The organism is Chloroflexota bacterium (assembly GCA_026706485.1).
Taxonomy (GTDB): Bacteria; Chloroflexota; UBA11872; order UBA11872; family UBA11872; genus JAJECS01.
In genome coordinates, this window is the sequence record JAPOYR010000003.1 from 16,601 (window position 1) to 35,700 (window position 19,100).

Genomic DNA, 19,100 nt, shown 5'->3' on the forward strand with positions numbered 1-19,100 from the left:
GATGGGGCAATGCAGCCAATGGCGCGACTTTTTCTCACCGAGTACGAGCGAAGGGAGCGCGTCCGGCTAACGCGCGATCAACTCGACGCGCTGCAAGGCATGGACCCGTCGCCCTCGATCGACGTGCGGCCCACGCCGGGCGAGCAGGGCGTGTACGACCTGACGCCGGGATCGATGGTGGGGGTGGTGCGCCTGCCGGACCTCACGATTGAGATCGCACCCAAGGTATCCGTCCAGCAGGTGATCTTCCTGATCTCTTACGCGCTCGGACAGTTGCACCTGCTTCCCACGCGCGTTGACGTCGGGATTGCCGATCTGGTGGAGGCCATGGTCCGCCTGTTCCACGACCGAGTGCATCGGGCCACGCACCGCGGACTCTTGCACGGCTACGAGACCCGCGAGGAAGCGCTGCACGTCGTGCGCGGGCGCATCCGCATCGACGACCAGCTGCGCCAGCGATTTGGCGTGGCGGTGCCAATCGAGGTGAGCTACGACGAATTCACCCCCGATATTCCGGCCAATCAGCTGCTCAAGGCGGCGGTGCGCCGTCTGGCGCGCCTGCCCCTGCGCTCGCGAGAGTCCCGTCGGCTGCTCGGCGCCATGCGGGCCGTGTTCGTCAACGTCTCGGACATCGAGTATCGGCGCTCGGACACCCTCCCCGATCCACCGCTCAACCCGCTGAATGCGCATTACCAGCCCGCGTTGGGCCTGGCCCGGCTGATCCTCAAATCGACGAGCTTCGAGTTGGCTCAGGGCAAGGTACGCGCGGCGTCGTTTCTCATCGACATGAACAGGGTCTTCGAGGACTTCGTGGTCGTTGCCCTGCGCGAGGCGCTGGAACTGACGGCGGGCGTATTCCCCCAAGGAGCGCAGAATCGCAGGCTGTGCCTCGACCGGGAGGAGCGCGTGAGGTTGGAGCCCGACATTTCGTGGTGGGAGAACAGCCGCTGCACCTTCGTCGGCGACACGAAGTACAAGCGCGCGTTTGGGAACGACGCGCGCAACGCCGACATCTATCAAGTCCTGGCCTACGCCATGGCCGCCAGACTCCCCAGCGCGTTGCTGATTTACGCCGCCGCCGATGACGCGGACGAGGAGGCAGGCGCCGTCTACCGCCTCGTGGACGGACGACTCGTGGAGCAGGCGGTGCTGGACTTGCGAGGCGATTCGGATCAGGTGCTCAATCGCGTCACGGCGCTGGCCGCCAAAGTCCGCGAGCATCGGGCGCGGGCCAGTCTCGTGAATCGTGCGGCCTGACGGCGGCTGAATCGCTCCGGCGGCGCTGGTTCGTTTTGCCCGAGGCTGGACGCCGAGACAAACGCGCAATCCAAGCAAACTGTTTGTTTGACGGAGGAAAGTTCATCTGACAATTTAACTGTTGTCAGGCAGATTCTCCTCAAATCCGGGAGCCTTGCTGATGGCGACGCACGCCTACGACTACGAACGGCAGCCTGCGGAGCAGGTCGTTGTCGGCCTGACGACCAAGTCCGACAAGATCCGCGCGCTGTTTCGCGCCGGTTACAGCCGGTCGGAGATTGCCCGCAGCCTCGGCATCCGCTACCAGCATGTCCGCAACGTGCTGGTGCAGTCGGGCTATATGGAAACCCAGTTGAGCCGACCCTTGCCGGACGAAGACGCGGCAGCCGCGGCTTCGGCGCCTGAGCAAGTCCTAGCCACGATCGGAGCGGGAGGGAGGGTGGTGATCCCGGCGGCATACCGCGCGTCCCTCGGAATCAAGGACGGCGACGCTGTGATCTTGCGGTTGGAAGGCGAAGAGCTGCGCCTCGTGAGCTACGACACCGAAACCCGTCTGATTCGCGAGATGATCGCCCGTTATGTGCCCGAGGGTGTGAGCCTGGTGGACGAGTTAATCAAAGAGCGCCGCCGTGAGGCCGCCGCCGAGGAGTCCATGTGAGCCGCGCCGTGCTGGATGCGTCGGCGATGGTGGCCTTCATACGCGGCGAACCGGGCGATGAAATCGTGAACGGATATGTGGGCGACGCGCTGGCCTCGGCGGTGAACGTCGCCGAGACCGCCGCCCGGCTCGTCGATCTTGGCCTTTCGCTCACCGAAGTCGAACGCTCCATCGCCCACCTGTTCTTGGACATCGTCCCTTTCGACGAGGAACAGGCCCTTGCCACCGCCGCCACCCGCCGCACCACTCGCCACCGCGGGCTCTCGCTTGGCGACCGGGCCTGTCTGGAATTGGCGGCGCGCCGGCGGCTGCCGGCGGTGACGGCGGATCGGGCTTGGGCGGAGCTCGACGTGGATGTCGAGGTGCGGCTGATTCGCGGGGCATAGGCCGGGCACAAGGCCCGCCCCTACACGGATCTTGCGTTCCGCGGCCGAGATCGAACGGCTGGGATTCCTCGCTGGCGCTCGGAATGCCAAAGAGGGGGCGCTCGGAGTGACGGAATGCGCGCGCGGGTGCCACGATGGGGCCGTGCCTGGCGCAGCTCGGGGGTGAGGCCGATGTCGTCGAGCAATCGCGCGCAGCTGATGCGCGATGGATATCTGGTCAAGCGCGACGTGATCCCAGAGGACCAGCTGGCGTCGCTGCGCGTGACCTTCGAGACGCTGCTCGATCGTCAGCGCGCGGTGTGGCGGCGCGAGCGCGGGCCCGACGACCCGCCGGGCGGCATCTGGGACAGCGCGATGCAGCCGCGGCTGAGCAATACCGAAACGTTCATCGACGCGGATACGGCCGAGGCGGTGGAGATTTGGGTCTCGGAGCCGATTCGCGGTCTGGCCGCGGAGTTGCTCGACGACGAGCACGCCGGAATCAGCGCGATGCAGATGATGTGCAACCCCACCTTTGACTACGGTCCGGCGCCGTGGCATCGCGACATTCACCCCATCGACATGGGGCCCATGCAGTCGATGCAGGACAGCCTGGTGGAAGACGGGCCCAACTACATGCAGTGGAACATTCCGCTGTACGACGACAGCGTCTTCTGGATCGTCCCCGGCAGCCACACGCGGATCAATACCGAGGCCGAGAATCGCAGCCTGTTGGAAAACGCCCGCGTGCCGATTCCCGGCGGCGAGCAGGTCGAACTGCGCGCCGGCGACGTGCTGGTCTATGTCAACTATTTGATCCACTGGGGCAGCCGCTACATGAGCGAGCCCACGCGCCGCACCCTGCACGGCGGACACACCATCTATCCGCACTGGGAGGACCTGGACTTCACGCAGCATCTCTCGGCCGAGGCGCGCGGCTGGTTCGAGCTGTGGGCCGCGCGCACGGCCAGGCTGAAGGACGACACCGAGCGCGCACTGCGGGCGGTGCTGGACCGCGACGGGGATTCCTATTCGAAGGCGCTGGAGGCGCTGCGGCCCGGCGCGGGCGCCGCCACCAAGCTGCAGCTGACGATCTGGCTCTGCAAGGCCGCCATGCACATCCACAACCTCAAGCGGCCGGACTACGCCAGCCTGCCGGCCGAGTTCCGCCGCCGCGCTGAATACAGTCACGGCATCTCGCTCAACTGGGGGCCGGCGTTTGCGGAGCGGTTCACCAAACCCGAGGCGGACGCGATTTGGCAGCGGTTCGGCGCGCTCGAGGACCATCTGCTGGCGCCGGGCGGCGAGGACTACGTGCCCGGCTACCAGTCGGGTCCGATTCCCTATTCCCTCGAGCGGATGCACGCCGGCATCACCGTCGGCGAGTTCATCGCCAGTTGGGGGCACGCGGCGTAGGAAGGGCCGAGCACCCTCACCTCAATCCTCTCCCATCAAGGGAGAGGAGGCCGGACGGGGCGGGGTGATCCATCGGGCGGCCACGAGGGCCGCCCCTACGCGGAATCAGAGCCGTTTCCGTACTCTGCAACACATCCGTGCCGGGGTGGCGGAATGGCAGACGCACGGGACTTAAAATCCCGGGACTTCGGTCGTGTGGGTTCGACTCCCACCCCCGGCACCGGCGTTGTCGCGGCGAAGCCCCCGCTCGGTCGATCCCAAATCGGCCGGCCCACGGCTGCGCGCGTCCAATGCGTCCCTGGCAATGTTCCGGCAGGTGGATCGACCGTCCCTACAAGGGGTCAGTCTGGGTCGGCTGGGGTAGGGTAACGGAGACCAACTTGGCGGCCCAAGAGGCGGCCGAGGGAGTTCAGCGGATCGCAATACGGATGAACTACCGATGACGATGCCGTACAGCGACGACCTGATCCGGCGCCAATTGCGCTTGGGTGAGGACAACGGGTGGGAGTTCAAGGAGGTCGACTTCAGTAGCGCCCGACGGATCCGACAGCGGCGGGACGACTGGGCCGATGAGATTGCCGCATTCGCAAATGCCCGTGGCGGTGTGCTCCTGCTCGGCGTCACCGATGGCGGTGAGGTTCCGGGAATGTCCCGCGAGCGTCTGGACGAATTGGAACGACTCGTAGGAGACATTTGCAGGGATTCCATAACGCCGGCGATCCGAGTCGAGGCCTACCGTCGCGAGCTGGATCAGCGGTCGTTCCTGCTGGTCTCGGTTCCCGAGGGCCATTCCCAGCACGACAGCCCCGGCGGGAGCTATGTGCGCGTTGGCAGTTCGAAGCTCCCAATGACGCCCGACGAACGGATGCGTCTCGCGCAACGGCGAGGCCAAGCCCGCTACGCCGGCGTCGACAAGCAGACGGTTGCCGCCACCGGGTTTGCCACGCTTGATGAGCGGCTGTGGAAACCATTGCTCAGTGCCGAGAGCTTGGCTGCTCCGGAGGTGGGACTGGAGAAGCTCGCGCTGCTTGGCACAGACGTGCATGGCGCTACCCGGGCCACGGTAGCCGGTGTGCTGCTCTGCACCGAGAACCCTGCACAGTTTCTCCCAAACGCCGTCATCACGGCCGTGCGTTACCGAGGCACAGACCGCGCATCTGGGCAGATCGACGCGCAGGAGATCAGCGGGCCGATCAACCGCCAGATCACGCAGGCACTCGCATTCGCTACACGCAACATGCGCGTCGGTGCGCGCAAGGCTCCCGCCCGTGAAGACTTGCCCGAATACAGCGCCCGTGCGCTGTTCGAGGGCTTAGTGAACGCGGTCGTGCACCGCGACTATTCGATCAGAGGGAGCCGAATCCGGCTGTCGATCTTCGCCGACCGCCTCGAACTCCGCTCTCCAGGCGCTCTCCCAAACAACCTGACGATCGAGAGCATGGGCGAACGGCAATCGACCCGAAACGAGGTGCTGACGTCGGTGCTCGGCAGAATGGACGCCAGCGGAGTCGAAGGCGCGGGAGGCAGGCAGTATTTCATGGAACGGCGCGGCGACGGCGTCCCTATCATTCGCCGCGAGACGAAGGCACTCACCGGGAAAGAACCGACGTTCCGGCTGATTGACGACGCGGAACTCTGCCTCACGTTACCGGCTGCCGAGCTTGACTCCGGACCTGCGACCGTCACGATCACGGTGCGCCGGGACAGTCGACCGCTCGCAGGCGCGGACGTGCTGGCGCTGTTTCCAAACAAGACATGGAAGCGAACGTCCACGGACAGCCACGGCGAAGCGCGCCTCGAACTGCATTCAACTCATCTGCCTATGACAGTGTTCGCGGCCGCCGACGGTTCCGTCGCATACGTCGAGCGGGAATGGGTCCCGGCGGAACGAGCGCTCGCCATTGAACTAACCCCGCTGCCTGGCGGCGGTTCGGTCGTGTTCGCTGAAGAGACAGGTTGCGTCCCCGGACTTGTGGGCCGCCTGAATCCAATCCTCGATACGAGCAACAGAACGTATCTCTACGCATCCAACATCGCCATAAACGGAGGGCGCCAACAGCCGGTCTCGTTCGTCCCAGGCGTGGAAGACCTGCACTTGATGGACGCCAACGGCAACGATTTGCTCGTGCGCGTGGCAGCGATTGTCGGACGGTCATCGCTCCTCGAGTACCGCCCGATCGAGGTGAAGCCGGGGTAGAAGAGAGCCGCCGGCGTCGCGATCAACTCGAATGTCGCAGGCGGAACGTGCTACCCGCCCTTACGCAATTCAGACCGCTTCACCTCCGAATTCGCGATTGACGCGCTCGTACTCGTCGGGGCTGCCGATGTCGAACCAGCGCCCGTGAAACGCCTGGCCGATCACCCGGCGCCGGGTGTGGAGCCACTCCATGACCGACCCGAACTTGTCGGTGCTGCCGCCGTCGGCCAGGTAGGCGTCGAAGTCGGCCAGGTTGGCGCGCGGGAAGCCGTAGATGCCGGTCGCGGCAAGCGTCGAACGCGGCGCCTCCGGCTTTTCGACGAACGAGACGATCCGATCATCGTCGTCCAGTTCGACGATGCCGTAGCGCGTCGCCAATTCCAACGACTCGACGTCGTACAGCCCCACCACGATGTCGCTGACGGCTCGCGCCGCCAGCGGCCGCAGGTCGAAGTCGAACACGTTGTCGCCCAGCACGATGATGAGATCGTCGTCGGGGTGCGCGGTGTCCAGGAAGTATTTGATGTCGCCGATGGAGCCCAGCTTGGTCGCTTCGGTGGTGGTCTGATCGTTGTGCAGCGTCAGGCGCGGGGCCAGGTCGTGCGCCGCGGCCCAGTCGACGAACTGGGGGAAAAAGACATCGTGGGTAATGACGTGGACCTGCTGCATGTCGTCGACGGCGGCCAGTCGCTCGACCACGAAATCCAAGCTGCAGCGCGTGCCGATGGGCAACAAGTGCTTGGGCGTGGCGCGGGCGAGATCGCCCATGCGCGTGGCCCAGCCGGCGGCGAGGATCAACGCTTGCATGCCGCCGATGATAGCGCCGGCCGCAAGCGCGGACGCGTGCGCCGCTATACTCGGCGACACCGCGAACGAGACTCCGCGCCGACATCCCGCTGCGGATGGGCTACGGGGATGAGCCGCCAGCCGGGAGAGTGGCGCGCGTGACCGATGCACGCCGTGAATTGATCTTCGGAGCGCTCGGTCTCGCCATTCTCGCGGTCGTGGCCGTGGTCCTGGTCACACAGGCTTCCGATAGCTTCCCCGGAACGGGCGGCGAGTCGCCTTCAGACGAAACTTCCCCTGGGGTGACGGTGCCGCCGCTGCCTTCGCCGACGCCCACGCCCACCCGTGTCCCAACCCCCACGCCCACGCCCCTGCCGCAGACCTACACCGTGCAAAGCGGGGACACGCTGGCGCTGATCGCCGAGCGTTTCAACGTCACGATCGAGGATCTGGCCGCGAAGAACGGGATTCTGGATCCGAACAACATCTTCGCGGGGCAGAAGCTCGAGCTTCCCCAGCCGGACGAGCGGGTGACGCCCGCGGCGCCAACGGGATCCGACGACGAGGTCTACGTCGTGAAGGCCGGCGACACGCTGTTCGCCATTGCGCAGGAGCTGGGGGTGACCGTGGAAGACCTGGCTGATATCAACGAGATCGCCGACCCGTCGCAGCTCTTCGTCGGCCGGCCGCTCAGGATCCCCGAGCGCCAGATCACGCCCCCCACACCCCGTCCATCGCCCTAGTCGCCCCGGGGGCGATGACGGTTGGAGCGCAGCGCCGATGTCCGGATGACCGAGAGAGCGCGACCCCGGACTGAACCGGGCCGCCTACCGAGGCTGAACCGCCGCTCTCTATAATCGGGCGTCGCCAGATTCGCGCTACCGGAACCATGTCAATCACGTCAACGGTCATCAAGCGCGCCGTCCGCCAAGCTCCGACGGAGGCGTTGACGCTCGTCGAGCGCGCGGTCAAGCGGCCGCTATTCGGCTGCCAGATGTGCGGGCACTGCATCCTGCAGGACACGGCCTTCATCTGTCCGATGGCTTGCCCGAAGGGGCTGCGCGACGGGCCATGCGGCGGGACCGACATGCACGGCATGTGCGAAACCGATCCCTCGATGCCCTGCGTGTGGCTGCGGATTTATGAACGCGCGGAGCGCCTGGGGCGCGTCGACCGGCTGATGAAGCTGCAGGACGATTTGGACTGGCGCGGCCAGGGCACGTCGTCGTGGATCAGCCTCGTGAAGCGGGCCGCCGATCGCATGCATCCGGCGGCGCGGGAGAAGTCCTAGCGAGCAGATTCGCGGCGGCGGAAGATGCGCCGCCGGAGTCGGAAGATCGCGAAAGCCAAGAGCACAACGCCGGCGACTACCGCGAGGCTGACCCCAATGCTCACGTTCTCCTCGATGGCCTCGACCAGAAGCTCGTATTCATCGCCGAGCGCCCATCCGAGGCCCACGAATATGCAGGCCCAGATGGTGGCTGAGATGGCCACCGACGGCACGAACAGCCGAAAGTCAACGCGCGACACGCCGCACACCAGCGTCAAAATGACGCGGAATCCCGGGACCAGGCGAAGCAAGATCACCGCCCAGAACTGGTAACGGCGGAGCCAGACCTCGATTCGCTCCTGGCGTTCGTGGCTGAGGCGAAAGATGCCCCGCAGCCGGTTGATGAGCCGAGTGCCGAAATATCGTCCGAGCCAGTATTGAATGGACGCCCCGAGGGTGGCCGATCCGACGGTGACCAGCAGCACGAGCAGCGGGTGCGCCTCGCCGCGGGATATCTGATAGCCCATGAGCACCAGCAAGGTATCGGCCGGCACTGGAAAGGGAATGCCGACCTCTTCGATGCCCACATACAGGGCTAAGCCCAGGTACTGGCTGACACCCAGAAAGGCCGACAGGGCCTCGCGGAAGGCATCGAACCCTTCACCCATTCAAGGCCCCAACCCGGCGAACGGACGTCTCGATCAGCATGCGCGCGCCTGGCGCCGACCCACCCTGGGTGAGGGCGCCTGGCCGGCGCCAACCGGCCGGAACGCGATTCGATCTGATGGGTCACGGGCGACGCCCCGCTCTCTCGACTTCCGCCACACCACGGGCGATCTCCTGCCGTTGCGCGCGTGCATGGCGTCCGGGACGCACGCTGCTGGGGTGAGGCCGCTTAGTCTACGCGCGGCCGCCGCGACGGGGACATTCTAGGCGGCGCGTCCGGCCGCTCCATACCTGCCGAGGGTAAACCGGATCCGAATGCGCACCAGGTCCCGCAGGACACCGAAGGCAACGAGCGTGGGCCGGAGACGCGATCCGGGATGGTCCCGCCAGGCGACGGGGATCTGCGCCACGCGGTAGCCGCGGTGCACGGCGAGCCGCAGCACCTCGACATCGAACACCCAGCGCTCGATCAGCGTGCCGCCGAACAGATCCTTGGCCGCTTCCCGACGAAAGAACTTGAATCCGCACTGACTATCGGGGAATCCGCGCAGCCCGGCGATCGTCGGCGTAATGGCGCGAAACATCCGGGCGCCGACCCGCCGGGCCGCGGTCTGGGCGCGGAGGGTGCGACTGCGAGGCATCGCGCGCGAACCGATGACGACGTCGTAGCCGCGGTCGAAGGCTTCCAGCGCCCGGGGCAGTTCATCGAGCGGGGTTGACAGGTCCGCATCCACGAAACCGATGACGTCCGCGTCTGCGGCCAGCATCCCCGCACGCACGGCCGCACCCTTGCCCCGCTGTCCCGGAAGAGTGATGACATCCACGGGGCGGTCTGACACCGCGTGGCTCAGGGCGACGTCGGCGGTGGCGTCGGCGCTGCCGTCATCCACCACGATGACGTTGGCGTCGATTCCGGCCTGCGACAGGTAAGCCGCCATCGTGTCGAGGGTGTCGCCCAGGCGCCGCGCCTCGTTGTACGCCGGGATGACGAGGGTCAGCGTGGGCATCAGCGACACGCCAAGGCGAAGCGCGTCCGGCTCGCAGCGGCCAGCAACGCGAAAGCGGTGGACATTAAGACCCTGCCTCAAGACGCGGCGCGACCGCGATCACTGTATCGAGCCGAACAACCGTTCCTCGGGCGTGCGTGCGGACTCCGGGTCAGCCGCCTCGAGCGAGCGATCGACGGGCGGCAATTGTGACCGCGCCCGCCGCCATGCGTCCACCACGTCGGGCGACTCGCCGCCGTGGGGCGTGAGCCGCGGACGCACGCGACACAGCACCGTCGTGTTGACCGCCGCCCCCGCCACGATGGCCTGTCCTTTGCTCAGCGCCGGCAGCTCGGCCAGCAGCTCGCGTCCGGCGCTCTCGACCGCGCCCGCAATGGCCTGCTGATCGACGGGATTCACCACGCGCAGGATGCACTGGGTCATGCACTGGCTCAGCACATCCTGGTCGAGCTTGCCGGGACGCTGCGAAATCAGTCCCACGGCAAACCCGAACTTGCGGCCCTCGGCCAGGATCTGCTTGAGCAGGTTGGTGGTGGGCACCTCCTCGCTAGCCGGCGCGAAGTGGTGGGCTTCCTCGACGAGGGTGAACACCGGCGCCGGGAGGTGCTGCTCCTCGCCCGAGCCGATGCGCCCCTTGGCGGTGCCCACGCGACCGTCGAACGAGCGCCGCAGCAACGTGGCGGCGATGACTTGCTGCTCCTCGCGCGGCACTTCGTTGAGTTGCACCACGGTGCACTGTCCGGGGCGAATCAGCTCCTGCAGCGACGTGTGCTCGTAGTCGTCGAAGATGCCGTCCTGGCGGCCCAGGGTGGCGTTGAGGCGCCACATCAACGCGCGCTTGACGAGCATGTAGTCGGCGCCCTCGTCGCCGGCGTTGCGCGGGCCGCCGCTCAGCTCGACGTCGTTGACGGCTTCCGTGAGCTGCCGATACGTCCAGCGGAGTCCGCGGTCGATGCCAACGGCTCGCAGCGCCAGCCTGAGGACCTCGCGCTGCGGTCCGGACAGGCCGTGGGTCGAGCCGACAAGCTGATAGATGTCGCTCGGGTGCAGGAGGTCGCGGCGGATCTTGATCTGCTCCGGGCGCACCACCAGCGTCCGCGCGCGATAGCCCTCACCGCGGAAGCCCGGGTGGTTGGCAATCTCCTCGAGCGTGCCGTACTCCCCGTGGGGGTCGACGATGACAACCGCCGCGCCCACCGATGGCTGCATCAACTCCTCGACGATCACGCCCGCGAGGTAGCTCTTGCCGGCGCCGGTGCCCGCGATGATGGCCAGGTGCGTGCTGGCGAACTCGTTCATGTCGAGCGTGATGGGCACGCGATCCCTGGCGCGCGTGAGCAGACTGCCGACATGTGCCGCGCCAGGCTTTCCATGCGGATTCCGGGAGAGCGCGTGCGCCAGGTCGTCGTCCGGCACCAGATAGACGGGCCGTCCGGCGCGGGGCGCGACCCGCGGATTCACAAAGCCCAGCGCGTCGTCGAAGTAGCCCAGGACGGCGACGTCGAACTCATACAGCTCCGGCGTCGCGTGATCGAACCCGATAAGCTCCGCCACCCGGCTGGGCGGCACCTGCGGATCGGCCATGAAGGCGTCGGGATAGAGCTTGAGCGGGCGGCGCGCGTCGATGCGTCCGAGCACGGAGCGCAACTCTCCATCGACACGAGCGTCGTATGCCACGAACTCACCGATCTTGAGCTGGTCGTCGGCGTCAGGGGCGACCAGGGTGTAGGTATGCGGGGACTCACCCGGTCCCTTGGTGGTGCCGACGGGCACGGCGCCGCTCATCCGGCCGCCTCGATGCGCGTGCGCCAGGCGATGGAATCCCGCAGCACGGCCACCGCGCCCGCGTGAGCCGGAAACGCTTCGACCAGGCGCTGGGTGATCGCCAGGGCCAGCTCCGAGGTCAGCGGGTGTCCGTGGGCCAGCAGCAGCGGCAGATAGGCCGCCCGCAACCCGTTGTCCGCGCTATGGAAGGCCTCGAACTCGGCATCGTCCAACCGGTGAACCGCATCCCCGACGCTGAGGGCATGGGCCACCACGCCCTGGGTGACCTCGCCGGCGGCGGACCGCGAGCCGAGGAGCAGCACCCCGATCAGGGTTGCGGTTTCGGGCAACTGGTCGGGGGCGAGCGTTTGCAGCTCGGTGCTGGTGGTCAACCGGGGCCCGAGCGCGCCAAACTCGGGGTTGACCAGCGTGGCGTCGAACACGACGCCGATGGCCGAGTCGCCGGCGGACCGCGGAACGGCCACGAAGGTGCCGAAGGCGTAGTCGCCGGGCTCGGGTGCGACATCGACCTCGCCGGGGCGATCAACCTGCGCCACGTACTCCACGTGCGAGTTGGATTTCACGATCCTCGCGAGCTTCATCGGCGCCGCCGCTTGCTCGCCGATTTCCCGGACAGATAGGCGTCCAGGCCGTTGCGGTCGGCGAACTCCTGGAACAGCGCGTGGAACCGGTCGCGGTCGGCCTGGGTCAGCACCGCCAGCGCGTCGGCAGTCTCGGCGGCATAGGGGTAGCCGTCGGCCTGGGCCACGATCTCGGCGCGGACGACGTCGGTCATCCATTCAGTGCGGTCGGCCTCGACCACCCAGCGGGGAAACTCGAGCCGCGCGGGGCGGCGGCGGGACGAGGCGCGCAGGTAGAGAAAAGCCACCGACCGCTCGTGCTCGCCATAGCCTTCCAAGCCCGTGTCGCGCGCGCTGATGAACGCCGGCGTGCGCGCGCCCCACGGGGCGTGCGGCAGCCAGACACCGTCGGTGACGCGGCGCGGCGGCTCGATGTTGCGCGCCGCCGCCACCATGGCGCCCAGGTCCCGCGCGCGGCTGGCGTCGATATATCCCACCACCGGCACCGCAAACGTTTCGGAGGCTTCCAGCAAGCGCACCACCGCCGCCACGTAACGCCGGCGCAGGTCAGGGTTCCTGACGAACGAGGCGATCAGACTGCCGTCGAAAATCGCTACCCGCTCCGACTCCGCGCCGGAGTCTTCGATCCACTCGGTCAGGGCCGCGCACTCGGCCTCGAACCGGCGCAGGTCCACGAGCTCGCGCGGATGGCTCTCCTGGTTGTCGGCGCCGTAGAGGTCCGTGGCCGGGATGGCCTCGAAGTGCAGGTCCTTGGAGTAGGCGTCCTTGGCGTGACCGTTCACGAAACGGCCGATCTGCACCGCGCCCACGTCGATCGACCACTCAGAGGATGGGTAGATCTGGCTCCCGTCCACGGCGCAGGTGGTGACGCCGGTGAGCGTGCGCATGGCCCAGGCGCGCCAGGATTCATGGGTGTCGCCGGCGTTGGCGGTGAATGGCCGCCACCACGCGCCGCCGGGCGTCGTGTCCCATTCATGGGTGGGATAGGCGCCCTCGGCCTCATCAAGGCCCCCGAGCGCATCGCCAAGCGCCTGGGCCGTGAGGCCGCGCACAACTCCCGCGCTGCGGCGCAGGCCGCCAAGCTCGTGCGCAAACGCCTGGTCGAGGGTGAGGAAGTCATCGCGCCGGCTCTCCAGCGCCTCGATCACTTTGGTCCGCGACAGCGTCATGCGACTTCGACCCGACTCTCGCCGTTGACCTTGCGCACGTGAATCACGTGGTCGAGCATCCGCTCGAAGCTGTCGTCGTGGGTGATGACCACGAGCTGCTTGAAGCCGCGCACGCGGAGGATCTGCTCGGCCAGGTTGGTGCGGCGGGTGTCGTCGAGATTTTGCGTCGGCTCGTCGAAGAAGGCGACGTCAATGTGGAGCAGCTCGCGCAGCAGCGCCAGCCGCACCGCCAGTGCGGCGGTCATCTGCTCGCCCCCGGAAAGCTGGGTGAAGCCGCGGGTGTGCCCGCCGCGCTCCAAGACGATGTCGTAGTCGGGGGTCCAGCGAAGGCGTCCGGCACGGTCGCCGAGCACTTCGCCGAAGATCTCGTCCGCCGCCTCGCTCACGTCGGCCAGCAACGCCTCGGTGACCAAAGGGCCGGCAGTCCGCAGCACGCCGCGCATAAGCTCCGTGCGCTCGCGCAAGGCCTTCGCTCGGGCGACCGCACGGTTCTCGACATCCAGCCGGCGCGCGACTTCCAAGAGTTTGTCCAGTACCTCTTGGCGCTCGGCTATCCGATCGGCGAGGGTCTTGGATTGGCGGTTGAGGTCCGCCACGTATTCAATGGCCGCCTTGTGAGCTTCGCGCGCCGACTCCCGCGCCGCGGGATCGGCCAAGGCGCCCAGCCTGGCCGCCACGCCCCAGGCGTCCGCCGTGCTGGTCACAGCGTCGCGGACCTGCGCCTGGATTTGCCGGAGGCGCTCGGCGCGCCGCTCGGTCTCACCCGCCAGGCGCTCGTGCTGGAGATAGCGCTCGTGGCCGGCGCGAGATGCGTGCAACTTCCGTTGGGCAGCCTGGACCTCCGCGAGGCGCGGTTCGAGCTCGCGCAGCGCCGCGTCGGCGGCGACCCGCGCCGCACTGGCTAGCTCGGCCGCTGCGTCCGCTTGCTGCGCGGCCTGCGCTCTGGCGTCCCGCTCGCCAGCCAGCGCCTGGGCCTGGACCAACCTGCCCTGAGCGCCGACATGGGGCTGGAGGGCTTGCTCCGCGTCCGCCAGCTCGCCGGTCAGCCGCGCGGCCTCGTCGGCGGCTTGCCGGAATTCCGCCAGCGATTCAAGCGCGCCGAGCAGTCGCCGAGCCGCGCCGAGCAGGTGATCGGGCCGCACCTCGGGCGGCAACTTGATTTCAGCCGATTCGGTGGCCGCGGCGAGCGCCTCCGCGTCCTCCCCCTGGGCCGCCGTCGACACCGGGCCCAGGGCCTCGAGCACGGCCTGCGCCGCGGCACGGTTGCGCTGCGCGGCTTCCAGGGCATCGTGGCGCGCCGGCAAATCGCCCATGCGCCGCTCGGCATCCTCGGCGTCGCGCACCGCCGTCTGCGCGGCAGCCTCACCGTTCGCCAACTGCTCGAGGCGGCGCTGGTGGCTCGAGGCGCGCTGCCGGAAGACCAGCGCCACATCCGGAACATCCGCCAGATTGCGGCATTCGGAGTCGAAGAAGGGACAGACGCGCGTTTGTTCCAGCAGCGCCGCCGCCTCGTCGTCAGCCTCCATGACCGCCGTCACGCTGGCGCGTTGGGCTCGCACCTGCTGCAGGGCCTCATGCCGCGTGGCGAGCTGATCGACGAGCGGCTTCAACCCGGACGCCTCGTCCCACTCGGCTTCGAGTCGTCGGACCTGCGCTTGCGCTGTCTCGACGTCCGCGGCGAAGCGCCTGAACCCCTCATCGAAATCGACTCGCGCTTCTGCAACCTGCGCTTGTGCGCGGTCGGCGCTAGCCGCGGTCGCTCGCGCCACCGCGAGGCGACCGTTCAGTTCTTGGACGGTTGCCGCCGCTTCCGTCTCCGCGGCGGCGGCATCGGCAAGCGCCCCTAGCCCATCGGCGGCCGCCTTGGCCTCTAGCAGCGACTGCCGCGCCTGATCGCGGGCAACCGAGGCGCGGGTTTCGTCCGCCTGCAGCGACGAGAGCCATTCGCGCAGGACATCGCGCTCGCCGCCCACGTCCCCCAGCTTCCTGATCTCGTCCTGCGCCGCGGCATAGGCCGCATGGTCGGTGCGGGACGCGTCGACCTCGTCCGCCGCGCGTCGCGCCTCGGCCACCTGGCGCTCGGCGTCGCGCGCGGCCTGCTGAAGCATCAGGAGCTGCGAGTCGGCAAGCTCGGCCGCTGCGAATCCGGCCTTGGCCGCGTCCGCATCCGCGTCATGTCGCTGCGCGGCCGCTTGGGCCTGGTCCAGCTTGCCCTGGGCTTCAGTGCGCTGCTGTGCGACGTCCCGGCCCTCGCGCTGCGCTTCGGCCAGCGCCGATTCCGCCTCGGGCCGGCGCTGCAATTGGAGCTCGAGTTCGTTGGCCGTGGTTTCGTGCGCGACGCGCCGCTTGTCGAAGTGGTTGAGCAGCGGGCGAAGGTCATCGACCGCCCGCTTGAACTCGTCGACGCGCAGGATCGGGTCGAAGCGCTCGCGGCGCAGGCTCGGGGTATCCAGGAAGTCCGCGGTGAGCCGGCCCTGCGGCACGCCGACGACGCGGTCGAACACCTCGTCCGGCCCGGTGAATCCCGCCACGCCCAGATGCTGCGCCAGGAACGCCTCCACGTCGTCGGCGCGTTCCTCGAACACGCGTCGCTGCTCGACGTCGAAAATCTCCGAGTCCATCGACGCGTGGGGCGACAGCGCCCCGGTGCCGCGGGCGCGCGTGCGGTGCAGACTGCGGGTCACGCGGTAGCGCCGCTCGTCCAGCCCCGAGGTGAACTCGATCGCTATCGAGGCATCCGTCGCGCCATGTCGCATGACGCTGGCAAGGGGGCGTGGGCGGGCATCGAACACGCCGAGTCCAATGGCCTGGAGAATCGCCGTCTTACCCGCGCCGTTGTCGCCCACGATGGCGGTGAGGCCGGACGCCATGTCGATGACCGCCGAGGCGAAGCTCTTGAAGTTGGTGAGTTCGATGCGGTGGATCAGCATGTCAGGGCAGCGTGGCCTCCACGATCGACGCCAGGGCCTCCTCGTCTTGCCCCTCGAGGACCGTGCGCTTGAGCTCCAGCGTGCGCTCGGCCAGCGTCTCGGCCTGGGCCGCCACAGCCGGCTCTTGGGCCAGCAGCTCGCGCACGACGTCACGCTCAATCTGTTCCCGCGACCCGCTGCCGACGCGCACCCCGGCGCCCAGCGTGCGCTCAACGTCCAGGGTCACGCGGGCGTGCAGCGGATCGAAGTGCTCCTGGACGAGCTCTAGCAGCGCCGCCTGATCCAGCGCCGCCCGCTCAAACCCCAGCTCCCCGCGCAGCACAATTTCGACCATCGGACGAGGTCCCGAGGTCGCCGACGGCGGATCGAGGGCCACGGCGACTCTCTCCCGCAGCGCCGCAGAGCTTTCGGCGCCGGTGACGTCGATGGCGAGACGCACGAACGGCCGGCGCTCGACCACGTCGTCGCGAAACCGCGCGTCGACTCGCGGGCGATCCCCAAATTCCACCGTGACGTCGTACAGCCCGCGCTCGCGTCCCGCGCCGGCCAAGCCTGGCTCGCCCATCAGCCCTTCCGTGACGCTGTGGGCCTCGAGCGCGCCGGGGTTGAAGATCCAGGGATCCGCGACGGGAACCTCGTAGCGGTAGTGGATGTGCCCCAGGGCCAGGTGGTCGGCGACGCCGCGCAGTTTCAGCACGTCGGCGGCGCCGACGCCTCCCTGACCGCCTGGCGACTCTTCATCCACCCCCGTGTGCAGCACGCCGACGCGGAACTGCACGCCGTCCGCGGGCGCCGCCTGCGCCGCCTCGATCACCCGGGGCAGGTGGTCGGCCAAACGCGCGCCCAGGTATTCCACGCCGAAGATGCGCACCGGCCCGATGTCCGTATAGGCCCCGTGACCGCGCTCGGCGGTCCAGGGCCGCCACTTCAGCCCTTCGCGCTCCGGATCGACCTGCTGCAGCAAGCGGAGCCGGTTGCTCCGGCTGAGTTGCCAGAGCCAGGAGCGCTCGCCGCGGCGAAACCAGCGCTCGTGGTTGCCCTCGACGGCGACCACCGGGATCCCGTCGTGCGCGAGCAGGGCCAGGCCGGCGTCGGCGTCGGCATAGGTTCGCGGATCGATGGACTTGGAGTCGAACAGGTCGCCGGCCAGGATCACGAAGTCCGGCCGCACCTCACGGCAATACGCAATGACGCTGCCAAAGGCGCGGGTGAAATCCTCGGCGCGCTCGGCCAGGCCGTATTGCCGAAAGCCCAGGTGCACGTCGGCGAAATGGACGAATCGAACCTGCATCCCGCGCTACGGTATCACGCCGAACATAAAACGAACGCCACGCCGCCGGGAGCACGCCGACAGCCGGCTGGTCGCCCCGCGAAGGCCGGACCCGCGGCTCTAGCCGCGGTCGATGACACCGCAGGCGACGCGGTCGCCGGCGCCTGGGTCTTCGCCATAGCTGTCCGGCTTGGCGTGAACGATGATGGCCGAACCGTCGTCGTCCAAGATGGACTTCAGCGACGCCTGGGTGTTGAAGACGTTGGCGCGCGCGGTTCCGTCGGCCCCCGCGTAGATGTTGGGCATGTCACCGGGATGGTTGGGGCCGTGGAGAAAGCCGTGCCCCTTGTCGTCGGGATTCAGGTGCCCGCCCGCCGCCGAGAAGTCCGGCGCGCAACTGCCGGTCTCGTGAATGTGGAAGCCGTGCCAGCCCTCGGTCAAGCCGCTCAGGTCCGCCGAGACCAACATGCCGTTTGGCCCCTGGGTCAGCGCGACGGAGCCCATGGAGGCGCCGTCCGGCCCGCCCATCGCGGCGACCACGGTGACACCGAGGTCCGCTTCGTCGACCGCCTGGCCGTCGCAGGCAGTCAGCGCCAGCAGCGCGATGCCCAGGGCGAGGATGAGCCAAGCGCCACGCCATGCTCGGGGCTGTTTCCGCAGGTCACCCATTGCGTGTCTCATCTCCAAATCCGCTTCGCGCCCTGCCCGCAGGCAACTCTCAATGCCCAGTCTATGCGGCCGGTCGGAGCCGATTCGGGATTAGGCGTATGCTGCGCGGCGTGTGAGGCGGGCCGCCGATGGGAGAGGGCCTATGCAGCTTCCCGTGCGCTATCACGTGATGGAGAGCGTTGGCCCCGACGACAATTCCGAGGCCAACATCACGCACGCCGCCGAGACCGTCGAATTGGACGTGGCCGAGGTCGCCATCGTGCTCGTGGACACGTGGGCCGGGCATCCGATGCCGTCGCACCTGGAACGCACGGGCGCAATCTGCCGCACGCGCATACGTCCCATGCTGGACGCGGCGCGCGCCGCCGGCGCCACGGTGATTTACGCCCCGTCGCCGCGGGTCGCGCCGGATTTCGAAGCTCTTCGCCAAGACATCCGCGAGTCCGCGCCGCCGTCACCGCCCGTCGACGACTGGCCGCCCCAGGAGTACCGCGACACCACGGGTCGCTATGGCTCGCTGCGAAAGCGCCCCGGCGAGCTTCCGGAGGACTACGACGGACCCATTCCCGACTGGTTCCCCATTCATGGCATCGACCCGTCGATCTCGCCGATGCGGGGAGACGTGGTGGTGGCGACCGGCGCGGAGCTGCACGCGGCCTGCAAGGCGCGCGGCCTGGTGCACCTGATCTACGCGGGCTTCGCCACCAACATCTGCATCCGGTTCCGCGACTACGGCCTGCACGCCATGCGCGATCGCGGCTATGCGCCGATCCTGCTGCGCGACGCCACCAGCGCCATCGAGACGCGGGCCACGATCGGCAGCCTGAGCCTCACGCGCGCCGTAATTCTCGACCTCGAACGCTGGTTCTACACCGCGCTCACGGACGACCTGATCGCGGCGTTGGGCGAGGGGTAGTCGGCTCCTGCCACTCCGAGCCGCGCCTGCCCGTCATTCCGAGCCTCCCCTTTCTGTCATTCCGAGCCGCAGGCGAGGAATCTAAGGGGCGTGGAGCCTGCACCAACGTACCTAGATTTCTCACTTCGTTCGAAATGACATAGGGGTGCGTTCGAAGT

General features: G+C 68.1%; 17 protein-coding genes and 1 tRNA gene. 9 read left to right on the plus strand and 9 right to left on the minus strand.

Annotated features, from left to right (window positions below; translation table 11 throughout):
• Positions 1–18: 18 nt before the first annotated feature.
• The 6 genes from OXG79_02125 (at position 19) to OXG79_02150 (ending at position 5,893) form a co-directional block, all read left to right on the plus strand.
• The gene (locus OXG79_02125) at positions 19–1,257 is read left to right on the plus strand and encodes a hypothetical protein (protein ID MCY3782563.1); all 1,239 of its coding nucleotides are present in this window, start codon (positions 19–21) and stop codon (positions 1,255–1,257) included.
• A 160-nt stretch (positions 1,258–1,417) separates the two neighbouring features.
• The gene (locus tag OXG79_02130) at positions 1,418–1,915 is read left to right on the plus strand and encodes an AbrB/MazE/SpoVT family DNA-binding domain-containing protein (GenBank protein MCY3782564.1); all 498 of its coding nucleotides are present in this window, start codon (positions 1,418–1,420) and stop codon (positions 1,913–1,915) included.
• Entirely contained in the window at positions 1,912–2,301 is a 390-nt protein-coding gene (locus OXG79_02135; GenBank protein ID MCY3782565.1) for a type II toxin-antitoxin system VapC family toxin, read from the plus strand. Before OXG79_02130 ends, OXG79_02135 begins: the two co-directional genes overlap by 4 nt.
• A gap of 171 nt (positions 2,302–2,472) precedes the next feature.
• Positions 2,473–3,696: a phytanoyl-CoA dioxygenase family protein gene (locus OXG79_02140; protein ID MCY3782566.1), complete on the plus strand. Its 1,224-nt coding sequence runs from the start codon at positions 2,473–2,475 to the stop codon at positions 3,694–3,696.
• 139 nt (positions 3,697–3,835) lie between these two features.
• A tRNA-Leu gene (locus OXG79_02145) sits at positions 3,836–3,916 on the plus strand.
• Positions 3,917–4,135: 219 nt separating this feature from the next.
• Positions 4,136–5,893 carry a putative DNA binding domain-containing protein gene (locus OXG79_02150; GenBank protein ID MCY3782567.1) on the plus strand — a complete coding sequence of 586 codons (1,758 nt, stop codon included), beginning with the start codon at positions 4,136–4,138 and terminating at the stop codon, positions 5,891–5,893.
• Between the two features lie 69 nt (positions 5,894–5,962).
• Here OXG79_02150 and OXG79_02155 read toward each other — a convergent pair whose 3' ends face one another.
• Positions 5,963–6,700 (minus strand): sugar phosphate nucleotidyltransferase, encoded by a 738-nt coding sequence (locus OXG79_02155; protein MCY3782568.1) that lies wholly within the window; start codon positions 6,698–6,700, stop codon positions 5,963–5,965.
• A 137-nt stretch (positions 6,701–6,837) separates the two neighbouring features.
• Between OXG79_02155 and OXG79_02160 the strand changes: the two genes are divergently transcribed.
• Entirely contained in the window at positions 6,838–7,422 is a 585-nt protein-coding gene (locus OXG79_02160; GenBank protein ID MCY3782569.1) for a LysM peptidoglycan-binding domain-containing protein, read from the plus strand.
• 146 nt (positions 7,423–7,568) lie between these two features.
• Positions 7,569–7,970, plus strand: a complete 402-nt coding sequence (locus tag OXG79_02165; GenBank protein MCY3782570.1) for a methylenetetrahydrofolate reductase C-terminal domain-containing protein — start codon at positions 7,569–7,571, stop codon at positions 7,968–7,970.
• Here OXG79_02165 and OXG79_02170 read toward each other — a convergent pair.
• From OXG79_02170 to OXG79_02205, 8 genes are all read right to left on the minus strand, one after another.
• A complete protein-coding gene (locus tag OXG79_02170) occupies positions 7,967–8,617 on the minus strand; it encodes a DedA family protein (protein MCY3782571.1) in 651 nt (216 codons plus the stop codon). The two genes, OXG79_02165 and OXG79_02170, sit on opposite strands and share 4 nt — an antisense overlap.
• 261 nt (positions 8,618–8,878) lie before the next feature.
• Positions 8,879–9,622 (minus strand): glycosyltransferase family 2 protein, encoded by a 744-nt coding sequence (locus OXG79_02175; protein MCY3782572.1) that lies wholly within the window; start codon positions 9,620–9,622, stop codon positions 8,879–8,881.
• Positions 9,623–9,721: 99 nt separating this feature from the next.
• On the minus strand, positions 9,722–11,407 hold the full coding sequence (locus OXG79_02180) for an ATP-binding protein (protein ID MCY3782573.1): 1,686 nt from the start codon (positions 11,405–11,407) through the stop codon (positions 9,722–9,724).
• Positions 11,404–11,988 (minus strand): hypothetical protein, encoded by a 585-nt coding sequence (locus OXG79_02185; protein ID MCY3782574.1) that lies wholly within the window; start codon positions 11,986–11,988, stop codon positions 11,404–11,406. The genes OXG79_02180 and OXG79_02185 overlap by 4 nt, the downstream gene beginning before the upstream one ends.
• Positions 11,985–13,157, minus strand: coding sequence for a DNA double-strand break repair nuclease NurA (locus tag OXG79_02190; protein ID MCY3782575.1), 1,173 nt, complete (start codon positions 13,155–13,157; stop codon positions 11,985–11,987). The genes OXG79_02185 and OXG79_02190 overlap by 4 nt, the downstream gene beginning before the upstream one ends.
• Positions 13,154–16,087 (minus strand): SMC family ATPase, encoded by a 2,934-nt coding sequence (locus OXG79_02195; protein MCY3782576.1) that lies wholly within the window; start codon positions 16,085–16,087, stop codon positions 13,154–13,156. Before OXG79_02195 ends, OXG79_02190 begins: the two co-directional genes overlap by 4 nt.
• A 1-nt stretch (position 16,088) precedes the next feature.
• Positions 16,089–17,378: an exonuclease SbcCD subunit D gene (locus OXG79_02200; GenBank protein ID MCY3782577.1), complete on the minus strand. Its 1,290-nt coding sequence runs from the start codon at positions 17,376–17,378 to the stop codon at positions 16,089–16,091.
• Between the two features lie 99 nt (positions 17,379–17,477).
• Positions 17,478–18,026 (minus strand): superoxide dismutase family protein, encoded by a 549-nt coding sequence (locus OXG79_02205; protein MCY3782578.1) that lies wholly within the window; start codon positions 18,024–18,026, stop codon positions 17,478–17,480.
• Positions 18,027–18,168: 142 nt separating this feature from the next.
• Here OXG79_02205 and OXG79_02210 point away from each other — a divergent pair, with 142 nt between their 5' ends.
• Positions 18,169–18,942, plus strand: a complete 774-nt coding sequence (locus OXG79_02210; protein ID MCY3782579.1) for an isochorismatase family protein — start codon at positions 18,169–18,171, stop codon at positions 18,940–18,942.
• The last annotated feature ends 158 nt before the right edge of the window (positions 18,943–19,100 follow it).